Genomic DNA, 12962 nt, shown 5'->3' with positions numbered 1-12962 from the left:
ACATACGGGTTGACTCAAAAGGAGACGCAACATGGACCCGTACACCGGTAGCTGCCTTTGCGGCGAGGTTCGGATTGTAGCGACTGGACGCCCCTACCGGGTCGGCATCTGCCACTGCCTTGACTGCCGCAAACATCACGGAGCCCTGTTTTACGCCGCAGCAGTGTTTCCCCAGGATGCGGTGACCGTCGAGGGCGAACCCCGAGACTATGCCGGACGTTTCTTCTGCCCCAACTGCGGCTCGTCCGTTTATGCCCGCAGCGGCGACGAAATCGAAGTACACCTCGGCATCCTGGACACCCCCGGCCAACTCACTCCCACATACGAATGCTGGACAACCCGCCGCGAACCCTGGTTACCGCAATTCCCGCACATGTCCGGGTACGAGAGTGGTCGAGACACCAAAAACCGGGAAGAGGGTTAAGCCCGTCGGGCGATAGCAACCCAATCACTCGATCACGGACTGCCGTGCAGTATAAGCGCGGAGAATGGCGGGATAGAGCCAGCCTTGTCGAATGCTGCTCCCTTAGAAATACGTCAGTCCGAGCGGTAAGGGGCCGTTCGCTGTGCTGCGCACCAACGACTGAAGTGCGGACATGCAGCCTGTGAGGGTGGGACTTTGCAATTACGCGCGCACCCTCAAGCCTGCACAGAAATGGCTCTAGCAAATAAACGCAGTTGTCGGACTTCGACTGGGCTACAATCTATTGCGAAAGTCGCCTGCCGATCATTCATGAGTGGACAGATAGCCACTATTCACTCTAACCTTGGACCTTGGCCAAATTGGCCGTTGCGGCTATGAAAGTTCGCAATTTTGGGAAGTTTTAATCAGTGAAAATTGTGCGGCGCCCTAAGACACCGCACGATCGTAATAAAATACAGTTCGGTCGCCACCACTCACAGGTTCAATTAGCGACCGAACACGATAAAGCTTGCCAATTTGTCAATTAGTGTCAATATGAGACTTGCCCAACTTAGCATTTCTTGAAATAAAAGGGTCCGTTTTGCTCCGAACTTAGCAGAACCAAATCTGTGTGAGTTGCACCGAATGTCAGATATCTCCAAGTTGACCGAACTGCGGAAGTTGATGCTGGATATGGAGCGTTCCGTAGGGCTTCAGGACCTATCTTCGGCCGAACGCGACATCTACTACGCTGCAACAGAGCTTTCAGAAGCGCACGGTGGTGTTACTACTTCATACTTGCTAAAACATGTGTTGGTCGCAGATGTGTCTCGCCCCACATTTTTTCGAGCACTTAAGTCGTTAGTTTCCAGAGGATACCTCATTCAGGCCCAAGAAACAGGACGGGGCCAGTACCTTGTGAAATCCTTGGATTAATGGTGTGTTCGGCTTGGATAGTGCGAGGATGAGCAGGTTCGAATACATGGTCGACTTTGCAAAGAACTTCCTAATAGTGGTCGCGGTTTATATTCTGTGCCACGGGGTTACCGCGCTTGTTGTTACCCCCGTCCAGAATTTGTTCTTCTCTGATATCACAGTTTTCGCAAGCCTGATTTACTTGCCCCATGGAGTGCGCGTACTGGCAACGTGGCTGTCAGGTTGGAAAGCACTATTTTCTCTGTTTACCGGTGCGTTCCTTTCAGAGTTATTATTCACACCGGCCCAGATTTTTAAATTCACGGAACCGGTGATTTTGTGGTCAATTGCTGTCGGCGCCATGTCCGCATACGTCAGCTTCGTGATAATGAAGTTCTTTGGCCGCGACCTATATGCTGGCCGAGACCGGGCTATGAACTGGAAGTGGCTTCTCGTTGTCGGAGCCATTGCTTCGGTCTTCAACTCGGTGGGCCAAATATTTGTATTTTCCGGGCTTATTGTCCCAGACGACTTATTCGCAGTCCTGGCAACTTACGCCATCGGAGACCTCGTGGGGCTATACGTAAGCATGCTCGTATTAATGATGGTTTTCCGTTGGATAAGGTTGTTTGCAGATACAAAATGAATTCTGATTGAAAATGAAACCATCTGACGTTTAAATCTGGGTCCTCTAAGGACTCTGAGCTCTACCAACCTTGTCGAATTTGTAGCAGCGTAGAATTTGTCAGAAGGGCAATAACGTGTTGTCACGAATGGCCGCAGAGGGCCTTTCACTCCTCCTTTGCATGCTGCCACAACGCGAGAAACCTGTGCTTCAAATGCATCGCAGTAAGGCGCTGAGTTTATCACACTCCCATCAGCACACGGGCGGCTCGCATCAATACCATCGGGTCAAGATCGGTCCGTGCGACGGCGGGCGGCGGGTCTACCTGCCCCGTCAGGACAGCTACAGCAGTACGGGCAGAGCGCACCGAGTATTCAACCGTGAAAACACAATCTCGGGGCAGCTCGCAATACTGTCCGATAATCGCGAAATTCCGCGAACCAACAGGCAGCACATCAGGCCGATCACCAGGGCGACGGGGCATGAACTGGCTTGTGATATACGGGATTCGGCAGGGTAATACCCGCGCGCCATCAAACCACCGCCGTTGCACGTCGGTCAGCCCAAGGTACCCGGCAAGCTCGGTAATGATCTCGTCTCCAGTCGCCTCCCACATCGGTTTATTGACAAAATCGCCGGGACGATCACCGCGTAACCCGTACCCCCAGAATGTGTAGGTGCCGTGCTTCTGCCCTCGGAAATGAGGTTGATGAAAGAGCACGAACGAAAGGATCCAACCTGACTCGGCAAACGTGATTAACCCACCCGTACCGGTTCGGTTGTTAGAGAAATCCTCCATGAACTCAAAGAAATCGGGGCCATCCAATGTGACTGTAAACGAATGCCAGGCGGTCTTGTTGGTGTCACCGCAAAACACCTCGGGATGGCCAAAACCCTCATGGCGCTCTGCCAACCTGCGCCAGAGCGCCCAGGCTCCGCCCTCTTTGTCCGCAAGGTTTGGCGCGCTGTCGTTCGTCCCGACAACCGACCCATCCGTCATCGACCCCAAAGTTAGATAGATGCGGTCAGCTTCGTCTGTCTTTACGGTGTCGCCACCGTCCAAAACCAATGCATTGACGTAGCGATCCTGCCGGGTGCCTTCGATCCTGACATCGGTGATCATTGTGTCTGTGGAAATCTTTACGCCATGGTTCCGCAGCCAGGTCAGGATAGGCGCAATCAGGGAATCGTATTGATTGTACCGCGTGCGCAGGATTCCAGCGATCTTGGTAAAGCCGGGGAAAAGGTGGATAAAGCGTCTCAGATAACGCCGCATTTCAATCAACGCATGCCATGGTTGGAACGAGAACATTGTCGACCACATAAGCCAGAAATTGCTTTCAAAGAAAGATGGCTGGAACCACTCATCAATGCGCAGGTCTCCTAGCGAACGTTCCGTTTTTAGGATCAACCGATTGATATCAACGATATCATGAGCGCTAAGGGTAAGATCATAGCGATCCTCGGCCGGCTTACCGTCGCGCACAAGGCGACAGTTGGATGAGCCGGGCACCATTCTGTTGAATGCGGTAATATCCTCGGCGATAGAGATGTTAGGGTCGTCCACGGACGGGATTGTACCCAATAGATCAAATGTGCAGGCAAAATGCTCTTCGAACATACGCCCGCCCCGGATCAGATACCCGGTCGCAGCGTCTCCTGAACCATCAAGAGATCCCCCTACCTCGCCGAGCTGTTCGTAGATGTGGATGTCGTGGCCATCGACACCTCCATCGCGGATCAAAAATACAGCCGCTGCGAGCCCGGCAATTCCACCACCAACGATGTGGTGCTGCGCTTGTGTTTTTGACATCTGGCACCTCCCATCAACTTTCATCCTTATACCGCAGAACAGACGTCAGGACGTTGATACGGATCAGGTTGGATGTTCTGACCTGATGCGAGGGTTAGTGATGTATAGCCGAGCCGCGGAGGCTAACCGCAGAATTTCCAGTAATACGACACCGACTTACGCAGGAGGAGTATTCGCAGCTGATGAGCAATCTGCATGGTCATAGCACGAAGCAGACAGCCCACTGGGTCATATCCTAGGAGAACTTGCCATCGTTGGGTTTATCCAGTTTGGTATAGAGCTCGAGTGGCATGCCTTAGATCTTCGTAGGTTTCCAGACCGAAGCGGTTGGACGGTTGCGCCTGCCAAAATTCCTCCAGCTTCTGTTGGTGTGTTGCTGCAAGATGATATTTCGGGTCGTCGCGTGCGCCGGGCGTGACCTTGGAGGCATCCGTATCAACAGGCAAACCCGTCCGCTGAGAAATCAGGCACCGAAAGGGGGCCTCATCAAACTGACTTTTATGCTCCAACATGAACCGCCGCGAGGCTTGGTGCACCACACGGGCGAACAGCTCGTCATCTAGCGCGATGTCCATGAACGCCGCAACACGCCGCACTGTGCCATGAAAGTCTGCCAACATATCTTCGTAACACAGCAGCAGGACATCGGGATTATCTCGCTGCTCCCACCATGAAGCCAAGTGGTGCCAGTATCCGCGCTCACCCATCTCAGCAGGCGGGTTGCGCCACCGAAAGAACGCGTCCATATCAATCGTGCCCGGCTCAAACATAAAGCCTTCAAAGAATCGATAGACTGATATGAATGCATCCGATGGATCGCGGAATGAGACAATATAGCGTGCGTTCTTGGGGACATCCCGCCAACTGAGATGGCTCTTGAAGACCCGCGGTTCGGCCAATTGATCCGCGTCCAGATCGATGCCAAGTTCAAAAGCAAGCTCGATCCACGGCGTTACATTACTGATCTCTTCAAAATCCATACTGCCCCGGGTCCGTAAGCCGTGGGCAATTTGCTGCAACCAGGTTGTGCCACATTTGGCGAAGGGGTAATGATTATGTCGGTAGAGCGCGGCTGAAAGGCCAAGCCCAAATCCCTACTTTCTTCCCTAAATACCTTTGCAAAAAGGGCGTCCATTTCATCGGTTGTGGTGGGCAGTGAAGATCGGTTCTTGTTCATTGCAAAAAACCTCCCAGCTCCAAAATTAATCCTTTTCTCTTGTTTGGCAAAACTTAAATTGGACTGATGCCTAGCCTTGCTCTACGTCAGGGTTTTCAAAGCATGAGGGCAGTTTCATTGCGTAGACACCGGCTTGGTTGTTTTTGCCGCTCATTCTGCGCCGCGGCTTGTCGGTTGCCGCCAACTCTGGAGGATTGCTGTTCGAGCATTGGTCGGGTTTGCAAATGCCAGCAATGTCCGCATGTCGGTCTCTCGCTTTTCAAAAATGCTGCATAGCACACGAATGGCGGGTCTGGAGAAGCTGCAGCGCGGCACCAGATCGGCTGGCCAGCGGCCGCAATGGACCGTCCACTCCGTTTAGATCGACAACAGGTAAAGATCGCGAAGTCCCGCTATCAGACCTTCAATAGCGGCCATCCGAACCAAACCTAATTACCCAACAAGGGCAAACCTACGAATTATCATATTGAGGGAAGTGGCGGACCGAGGAGGATTCGAACCCCCGACCCCCTGATTCGTAGTCAGGTACTCTATCCAGCTGAGCTATCGGTCCACTAAGGGCGGGATGTAATCTGACCCGAACAGATGAGCAACCCCAAAAACGAATTTATATGGTGCCATCACCCTTGGGCAGGCAGACATCGAAAATGGTTCCCTCGGCCCCGGTTTGGCGCAGGCTGACAGAGCCACCGTGACCACGCGCCAGTTCTGCGGCAATTGCCAGCCCCAGCCCCGAACCACCCTTGCGGGCACCGCCCTGAAAAGGTGTGAACAGGTTGTCTTGCGCCCGTTTGGGCAATCCGGGACCGGTGTCGCTGACCGAAATCCACCAGGCCTCGGTATCCTCGTGTGAGGAAATCGTCACCGTGCCATCGCGGCCAGTTCCGGCAACAGCTTGTCGGGCGTTGCGCACCAGGTTCATCACGATGCGATAAATCTGCTCGGGATCGGCACGCAGGACCAAATCGGCAGAGACTGCACTCACAATCTCAACCTTGTCGTTGCCACCCGCAATTAGCTCGGCTGCGATCAGGTCCTCTACCACCTCGCTCAGGTTCATCATTGTCAGGGTCGGTGCGGGTTCCTCGGCGCGGCCAAATGCCAGTGTGCCCTCACACAGCGAAATCGCGCGGGTCATCGAGTTCACCAGCTTAGGCGCTAACCTCCGCACCAGCGGGTCTTCACTCATTTCAATCCGGTCGGTGAACAACTGCGCCGAGGTCAGGATATTGCGCAGATCATGGCTCACCTTGGCCACGGCCTCTCCCAGTTGCGCCAGACGTTCCTTTTGCTTCAGCGCATGTGTCAGCTCAGTCTGCAACTGCAACAAGGCCTCTTCGGCCTCGCGCAGCTCAGTCACGCCAGCGCTTGGCTTGATAATACCACGGGCATCTTCGGGCGCAGTGGCGTAGCGCTGCATATAACCCACCACACCCTTGATCGGCTTGACCAGAAACCTGCGCACAGCAGCAAACAGCAAAACCGCAGTGAATACCGAAATCACCGCCGACAGCAGCAAAATACGCACCCCATAGTCAATCATCGCCATCCGCAGTGGCGCGGTCTCCATCGTCACCTCGATCAGCAGCCCAGCTTCGCGCACGGGGGCGCCAATCACCCGAATGATCTGATTGCCCGGCGTCATCAACCGCCGCATGGCATCCGAGATCAGGACAAACGCACTGGCCTCACGCAGATCAAAGGTGTTCTCAATCGGGCTTGGGATTGGCGACGACAACATCAACTGGCGCATCTCATCGCGGCGCAGCACCACGTTGAACACGCCTGCGTTCTCTAGCAGTTCGGCCTCTAGCTCGGTTTCCAGCATATCGTCTGCCAGCAGTACCAAGGATGCAATCTGCGCCCGCTCCAACCGCGCAAGCAGGTAATCCTCGCGGAATCGCGCAATCGACGGCACAAAGATCAGAACTTCGGCCAACATCACGAATACCGTGGTCAGGATCAGAAATCGGCCTGAAAGCGAATTCAGCATTGCGGCCTTTCTGGCTCAGGAAATCCAGCGCTGTACAAACCGAACCGCGCGTTTCACATTCTGACTATCAAATAGCCGAGGCGAGAAATAGGCCCCGGCGACACGTTTGTTGATCTCACTAATCGTTGGATAAGGCGCGACCATGGCTGCAATCTGGCTCATCTTTAGCCCATTGGCCAGCGCCAGCGACCATGTGCTGATCAGCTCACCCGCCTGATGTCCGACGATCGAGGTCCCAACGGGGCGCCCCTTGACCACCATGACCTTGATGAAACCTTTGGTTTTACGTTCGGCCAGTGCCCGGTCGTTATGGTGATAGTCAAACCGCACCACCTCTAACTTGGCACCGTAAATATCGCGTGCCTGAAGCTCGGTAAGCCCCACCTGCGCCAGTTCAGGATCAGTATATGTGGTCCAGGGAATGTGATTACTCTTGGCTTTGGATGTCAGGCCAAACAGCGCAGACTTGATAATCACGCCCGCCTGATATCCAGCCACATGGGTGAACTGCATCCCGCCAGCCACATCACCAATGGCATAAACCTTTTTGTTGCTGGTGCGCAGTTGATCATCAACCAGAATACCGGCTCGGTTCGTTTCAATGCCTGCAACCCCAAGGTTCAACCGATCTGTATTCGCCTTGCGCCCTACCGCCATCAGTAGGTGCGAGCCCTTAAAGATGCTACCGTCCTTGGTCTCAACCTCAATCGCCCCAGCCTGACCACGCACCGCGCTGACCATTGCACCTTCGGCAATCTCAACGCCTTCATCACGCAGACTGTCCAGCACGACCTTTGCCAATTCTGGGTCATCCTTGCCCAGCGCCCGTGCGCCCTCGATCACCGTTACCTTGCAGCCCAACCGCACATGCGCCTGCGCCATTTCCATACCAATCGGGCCACCGCCGATGATCAGCAAATGATCCGGCTTGTCCCGCTGGTCAAACAGGGTCTCGTTGGTGACATAGGGCACCGTACTCAGGCCGGGGATCGCGGGCACCAGTGGCGAAGACCCGGTGGCGATCACAACCCGACGTGCGGTGATGATATGATCGCCCGCCTTGACCTGCGTCGGCGAGATGAATTCACCAAACTCACGGATCACCTTCACTCCGAAACCTTCAGACCGCTCTTGGCTGTCCATTGGTTCAATGCTGGCCACCACCTCGGCGACGTGATCCATGGCAGCCGCGTAGTCCACCTGAGGCACCTGATCCGCCACACCAAAAGCGGATGTATGACCCTGCCCATAGGCAGCCTTGGCGCTGGCGATCAGCGACTTGGACGGGACACAGCCATAGTTCAGACAGTCACCGCCCATTTTGTGCCCTTCTAGCAGCACAACATCCGCGCCCATCTGACTGGCCCCAGCCGCAACCGACAACCCGCCCGAACCGGCGCCGATGACCAGCAAATCACATTTCAGCTGTTGCATACTCAGATCTCTTTCTTGCCACGCAGGGTGTTGATCAGGATGGGCAGCGCCGCCAGCGCACTCAGCGCCAATATAGGGCCGATGATATGCGGTTCCCAGAGCAGGCTCAGATCCGGGTCGCCGCCCCGGTCAAACACTTCGCCCAGCCCCACACCAATCCAGGTAAAGACGATGCCACCCGGAATGATACCAATAGCCGTGGTCCACAGAAACGTACGGAATTTAACCCCCACCAAGGCCGGCAACAGATTGGCCACAAAAAACGGCACCGCAGGCACTAGCCGAATCAACAACAGCACCGAGACCTCATTTTCACGCAATCCGTTCTTGAATGCCTGCATTCGACCTTCGGATGCCTCTAACTTGGCCGTCAGCATTTCGCCCAGCCCCCAACGTGCCGCAAGAAAGATAGCCGCTGCGCCAATGGTGGCTGCTGTGATGTTGAATACAGTCCCCGCGAACAGCCCAAACAGAAACCCGCCAGTAACCGAAGCCACCGCAGCACCGGGCAACGAGAACGCAACGATGACGATGTAGACCCCGATAAAAACCACAGCCAGCCCAAGGAAATTCTGATCCCGGTACGCCAACAGCGATTCGCGATTGTCGCGCAGGGTGTCGAAACTCAGGTACTCCCGCAGGGTTAAGGCCCCGATCACCGCCACGCTGAGTACGAACAGCAATGGCAGGTGCCGAATTATAGGATGTTTCGCTAAGTCGGGTGCTTCACTCATCAGTCTTCAGTCTCCACTTCGCCACCTTGCTACCCACAAATTAAGGGCGAGGCGAGTGAAGCTGCACCATGATCACGCTCCAGTTACCAGAGCGGCCCGAATTGTGAGAATGGTTTCAGGCTTTCGCACACGGGAGGGCGCTTTGCCCCCACCCAGGGTCAGGCGCTGTCCTTTGGCAATTCGTTGCTGGACATTTCCGTCCCTAGAAACCACTTCTTCCCAATACTCTGTGCAATTTTCAGGCAAAAACTTTGCATTCAGACAGAAAACCCGCCCCTCAGGGTTTGACTCGCCCGCCAATCCCTTCTAATGACCGGGCTCGAGATAGACACCTCGGGGGCTTTTGTATGCCTTCGACAATTTTAGATGGAGACCGGAGCGATGAAACGCACCTTTCAGCCTTCGAACCTGGTTCGTAAACGTCGCCACGGTTTCCGTGCGCGCATGGCCACCAAGGCAGGCCGCAAGATCCTGAATGCACGTCGTGCACACGGACGCAAAGAACTGAGCGCATAAGAGCGCACTCAGTTTTCTGACGGATTTCAAACCGCCGGAGGCCCCACGGATGGCATTGCCAACCTTGGAACACGCCTCCGGCGGTTTCCGTTTGTATAACCCTAACGTGTAGCGACAGGTCAAAATGCAGGTTTTCTCAAAACGCAGTGAATTTCTTGCCGCTGCCCGCGCCCGTCGGCAAGGCAGCAAGGGCATGATGGTACAGGGCCGCAATCGCCACGACGACGATGGCGTCCGCGTTGGGTTCACCTGCTCCAAAAAGGTCGGCAATGCCGTCGCCCGCAACCGGGCCAAACGTCGCCTGCGTGAAGTCGCACGAATCGTGCTGGCCAGTCACGGCAAACCCGGCTGGGACTACGTATTGATCGGCCGTGCCACTGAAACCGCCGCGCGGCCGTTTGAACAATTGCAAAGCGATCTGGTCTACGCCCTGAAAAAGATCCACAGCAAATGACACCTGCCGCCTTTTCTACGCGTGTCCTTACCCCTATCTACCCCCTATGAACCCTCTGGCCCATATCATCGCCCTGCCCGTACGCGCCTACCGGCTGATCTTCAGCCCTTGGGTTGGCTTTAATTGTCGCTATCAGCCGACCTGTTCGGCCTACGCCCTAGAGGCGCTTGAAAAACATGGCGCAGTAAAAGGCAGCTGGCTGGCTGCCAAACGCATTGGGCGTTGTCACCCCCTTGGTCGCGATGGCTATGACCCGGTGCCCGATCCCCAAGATGACAAGCACCCTTGATCCGGCCCCTGGCAGTCAGGATTTTCCTTGGCAAATTGACCGCCAACCGCTAGGGGGCCGACATGCTTGATACAGACCTTGACGATATTCACCCGCTGTTTGCCGGCGCGCCCTCGACAACCGAGTTTAAAAAGCTGCGCAAACGCATCGTGCGTTACACCCGCGAGGCGATCGAGCAATACGGCATGATCGAGCAAGGCGCCCGTGATCCCGGCGCCAAGCCGCAGAAATGGCTGGTCTGCCTGTCCGGCGGCAAAGACAGCTATACCCTGCTCGCGGTTCTGTACGAACTAAAGTGGCGCGGCTTGCTGCCTGTTGATCTGCTTGCCTGCAATCTGGATCAGGGCCAACCCGGCTTTCCCGCCACGGTTCTGCCCGAGTTCCTTGAGAAAATGGGCGTCCCCCATCGAATCGAATATCAAGACACTTATAGTGTCGTAATGGACAAGGTCCCCGCCGGCCGCACATTCTGCGCCCTTTGTTCCCGCCTGCGCCGTGGCAACCTGTACCGCGTTGCCCGCGAAGAGGGCTGCAACGCCGTTATACTGGGCCACCATCGTGACGACATCCTAGAAACCTTTTTCATGAACCTGTTTCACGGCGGACGCTTGGCGACTATGCCACCCAAACTGGTGAATGAAGAGGGAGATCTGTTTGTTTTCCGCCCACTAGCCCACGTGGCCGAGGCCGACTGCGACAAGTTTGCCCGAGCGATGAACTATCCCATCATCCCCTGTGACTTATGTGGCAGTCAGGATGGGCTGCAACGTCAGCAGGTAAAACAGATTCTCGACGGGTGGGAATCAAACAGCCCCGGTCGCCGCCAAGTGATGTTCCGCGCGCTGATGAATGCCCGGCCGTCACACCTGTTAGACCCAAAGTTGTTTGATTTTCTGGGTCTGGGGCTAAAAAACACCGATTCAAAAGATAATTTCGACGAGATTCCCGCTCTGCGTTAACCGTCGAGTCAGAACAATGGGCCTATTCTCGCCTCAACGCGTCGTTTGCGTTTAGGCGAAAGGTCAATTTATGCTCCATCCGAATTCAGGTCACCTGATGCGAATTCGACGCAAAATCGCTCCGGTTTTGCTGGGTCCTCCTGTACTCGCCTTTCTTCCCGCTGTGACCCTTGCGACATTCTGGCTGGGCGGCGAGGTAGCATTGCTCACCGTTGCCCTTGGAATGCCTGTTTTGTTTGCGGCCTTAGGTGTGTTTGGCAATGCCAAAGCATCCTATATCCCACGCGACAGCGTTACTGGCATGCTTTTGCGTGACGGTTTTGAAATGGTGCTAGACCAAGTCCACAGTGAAACCGACGACACCAGCTTGCGTAGCGCAGTGTTAGTTTTAGAAATTGATGACTTCAAAGAACTTGTCGCCCGGCACGGCCAATCCGCCGGTGATTCCATTGTGCACCGCTGCGGTGAAAGAATCATCGAAACCCTGCGCGACAAAGATACCGTTGCCCGAATTGGCGACAGCAAGTTCGCTATTTGCCTGACTCCAGTGCAACAGCTTGATCTGGAACTGACTGTCCAACTGGCAGGACGCCTCCAAAGCTCAATCGAAGATCCGATCTCGCTTGATGGGGCATCGGTTTACCAGTCCTGTTCAATCGGCTTCTGCATGCGCAGCCGTGCCCCTGGCCACAGCGCAACCGAATGGTTCGACGCTGCAACAGCTGCATTGGCCGAGGCTCAGCATAACGGCCCGTCAGGCATCCGCGCATATTCAAATGACATTCACCGCCGCACCAAGGCCCGCACTGACCTGCGCGACGATGCTGCCGCTGCACTGGAAGGTGGGCAAATTCAACCTTGGTTCCAACCTCAGATCTCAACCGATACTGGCAAGGTCAGCGGTTTTGAGGCACTGGCGCGTTGGTCACACCCAGTACACGGCATGATCCCGCCCGCAACCTTCCTGCCCGCATTGCAAGAGGCCGGCCTGATGGAGCAACTGAGTCAGGTCATGCTGTATCACGCCCTGACGGCGCTTAAGGCATGGGATGCTGCCGGTGTTGAGGTGCCAACAGTAGGCGTCAACTTCGCAACGGACGAGTTGAAGAACCCCGGTCTGGTGGAACGCATTAAATGGGAAATGGAGCGGTTTGAACTGCCTGCCAACCGGCTGTCTGTCGAAATTCTGGAAACCGTGGTCAGCGATTCACCTGACGACATCATCACCCGGAACATCTCTGGTCTGGGCGAACTTGGCTGTCAGATCGATCTGGATGATTTTGGAACTGGTCATGCATCCATTGCCTCGGTCCGTCGCTTCAATATCTCGCGCATCAAGATCGATCGCTCATTTGTGATGAAGGCCGACCGCGACCCAGAACAGCAAAAACTGATCGGCGCGATCCTGACCATGGCTGAACGGCTGGATCTGGAAACCCTGGCCGAAGGTGTGGAAACCGTGGGCGAACACGCGCTGCTGGCACAGCTGGGCTGTGACCATGTTCAGGGCTTTGGCATTGGTCGCCCTATGCCGTTTGATCAGACACTGGACTGGATCACAGCGCATCAGGCCAAGCTGCAAGACGCCCCGGTCATCGGCAAACAACGTAGCTAATCCCGTTTGAATTTACCATTTGGGGCGGTATGACG

The 12962-nt window shown here is 55.3% G+C and carries 12 protein-coding genes, 1 tRNA gene and 1 pseudogene; 8 read left to right on the top strand and 6 right to left on the bottom strand.

Features of this window, described 5'->3' with window-relative positions; genetic code table 11:
- Positions 1-31: 31 nt before the first annotated feature.
- From DL239_RS17915 to DL239_RS17905, 3 genes are all read left to right on the top strand, one after another.
- Positions 32-424 carry a GFA family protein gene (locus DL239_RS17915; RefSeq protein WP_167685473.1) on the top strand — a complete coding sequence of 131 codons (393 nt, stop codon included), beginning with the start codon at positions 32-34 and terminating at the stop codon, positions 422-424.
- 624 nt (positions 425-1048) lie between these two features.
- On the top strand, positions 1049-1339 hold the full coding sequence (locus DL239_RS17910; protein ID WP_167685472.1) for a hypothetical protein: 291 nt from the start codon (positions 1049-1051) through the stop codon (positions 1337-1339).
- Between the two features lie 28 nt (positions 1340-1367).
- Positions 1368-1964: a hypothetical protein gene (locus DL239_RS17905; protein ID WP_167685471.1), complete on the top strand. Its 597-nt coding sequence runs from the start codon at positions 1368-1370 to the stop codon at positions 1962-1964.
- Between the two features lie 220 nt (positions 1965-2184).
- Here the strand turns inward: DL239_RS17905 and DL239_RS17900 are convergent, their stop codons facing one another.
- The 6 genes and pseudogenes from DL239_RS17900 to DL239_RS17875 form a co-directional block, all read right to left on the bottom strand.
- A complete protein-coding gene (locus DL239_RS17900) occupies positions 2185-3756 on the bottom strand; it encodes an oleate hydratase (RefSeq protein ID WP_167685470.1) in 1572 nt (523 codons plus the stop codon).
- Between the two features lie 260 nt (positions 3757-4016).
- Positions 4017-4787, bottom strand: a pseudogene (locus tag DL239_RS17895) (sulfotransferase domain-containing protein); the annotation flags it as partial.
- Positions 4788-5409: 622 nt separating this feature from the next.
- A tRNA-Arg gene (locus tag DL239_RS17890) sits at positions 5410-5486 on the bottom strand.
- Positions 5487-5540: 54 nt separating this feature from the next.
- Entirely contained in the window at positions 5541-6926 is a 1386-nt protein-coding gene (locus tag DL239_RS17885) for a sensor histidine kinase (RefSeq protein WP_167685468.1), read from the bottom strand.
- Between the two features lie 15 nt (positions 6927-6941).
- A complete protein-coding gene (locus DL239_RS17880) occupies positions 6942-8360 on the bottom strand; it encodes a dihydrolipoyl dehydrogenase family protein (protein ID WP_167685467.1) in 1419 nt (472 codons plus the stop codon).
- Positions 8361-8362: 2 nt separating this feature from the next.
- Positions 8363-9094: a TVP38/TMEM64 family protein gene (locus tag DL239_RS17875; protein WP_167685466.1), complete on the bottom strand. Its 732-nt coding sequence runs from the start codon at positions 9092-9094 to the stop codon at positions 8363-8365.
- A gap of 381 nt (positions 9095-9475) precedes the next feature.
- Here DL239_RS17875 and rpmH point away from each other — a divergent pair, with 381 nt between their 5' ends.
- The 5 genes from rpmH to DL239_RS17850 all read left to right on the top strand — a co-directional run bounded on the left by rpmH (position 9476) and on the right by DL239_RS17850 (position 12927).
- A complete protein-coding gene (rpmH, locus tag DL239_RS17870; protein ID WP_127747158.1) occupies positions 9476-9610 on the top strand; it encodes a 50S ribosomal protein L34 in 135 nt (44 codons plus the stop codon).
- A gap of 124 nt (positions 9611-9734) precedes the next feature.
- A complete protein-coding gene (gene rnpA / locus DL239_RS17865; protein WP_167685465.1) occupies positions 9735-10064 on the top strand; it encodes a ribonuclease P protein component in 330 nt (109 codons plus the stop codon).
- 46 nt (positions 10065-10110) lie between these two features.
- Positions 10111-10353 carry a membrane protein insertion efficiency factor YidD gene (gene yidD / locus DL239_RS17860; protein ID WP_167685464.1) on the top strand — a complete coding sequence of 81 codons (243 nt, stop codon included), beginning with the start codon at positions 10111-10113 and terminating at the stop codon, positions 10351-10353.
- A 62-nt stretch (positions 10354-10415) separates the two neighbouring features.
- The gene (gene ttcA / locus DL239_RS17855; RefSeq protein WP_167685463.1) at positions 10416-11312 is read left to right on the top strand and encodes a tRNA 2-thiocytidine(32) synthetase TtcA; all 897 of its coding nucleotides are present in this window, start codon (positions 10416-10418) and stop codon (positions 11310-11312) included.
- A gap of 70 nt (positions 11313-11382) precedes the next feature.
- The gene (locus DL239_RS17850; RefSeq protein ID WP_167685462.1) at positions 11383-12927 is read left to right on the top strand and encodes a putative bifunctional diguanylate cyclase/phosphodiesterase; all 1545 of its coding nucleotides are present in this window, start codon (positions 11383-11385) and stop codon (positions 12925-12927) included.
- Positions 12928-12962: the final 35 nt, after the last annotated feature.

This window comes from Parasedimentitalea denitrificans (assembly GCF_011813015.1).
GTDB lineage: Bacteria > Pseudomonadota > Alphaproteobacteria > Rhodobacterales > Rhodobacteraceae > Parasedimentitalea > Parasedimentitalea denitrificans.
This window is presented reverse-complemented; position numbering and strand designations above follow the sequence as displayed.

Coding starts and splice junctions, on each gene's coding strand:
- DL239_RS17915 (WP_167685473.1), top strand. CDS start 32: ATGGACCCGTACACCGGTAGCTGCCTTTGCGGCGAGGTTCGGATTGTA.
- DL239_RS17910 (WP_167685472.1), top strand. CDS start 1,049: ATGTCAGATATCTCCAAGTTGACCGAACTGCGGAAGTTGATGCTGGAT.
- DL239_RS17905 (WP_167685471.1), top strand. CDS start 1,368: ATGAGCAGGTTCGAATACATGGTCGACTTTGCAAAGAACTTCCTAATA.
- DL239_RS17900 (WP_167685470.1), bottom strand. CDS start 3,756: ATGTCAAAAACACAAGCGCAGCACCACATCGTTGGTGGTGGAATTGCC.
- DL239_RS17885 (WP_167685468.1), bottom strand. CDS start 6,926: ATGCTGAATTCGCTTTCAGGCCGATTTCTGATCCTGACCACGGTATTC.
- DL239_RS17880 (WP_167685467.1), bottom strand. CDS start 8,360: ATGCAACAGCTGAAATGTGATTTGCTGGTCATCGGCGCCGGTTCGGGC.
- DL239_RS17875 (WP_167685466.1), bottom strand. CDS start 9,094: ATGAGTGAAGCACCCGACTTAGCGAAACATCCTATAATTCGGCACCTG.
- rpmH (WP_127747158.1), top strand. CDS start 9,476: ATGAAACGCACCTTTCAGCCTTCGAACCTGGTTCGTAAACGTCGCCAC.
- rnpA (WP_167685465.1), top strand. CDS start 9,735: ATGCAGGTTTTCTCAAAACGCAGTGAATTTCTTGCCGCTGCCCGCGCC.
- yidD (WP_167685464.1), top strand. CDS start 10,111: ATGAACCCTCTGGCCCATATCATCGCCCTGCCCGTACGCGCCTACCGG.
- ttcA (WP_167685463.1), top strand. CDS start 10,416: ATGCTTGATACAGACCTTGACGATATTCACCCGCTGTTTGCCGGCGCG.
- DL239_RS17850 (WP_167685462.1), top strand. CDS start 11,383: ATGCTCCATCCGAATTCAGGTCACCTGATGCGAATTCGACGCAAAATC.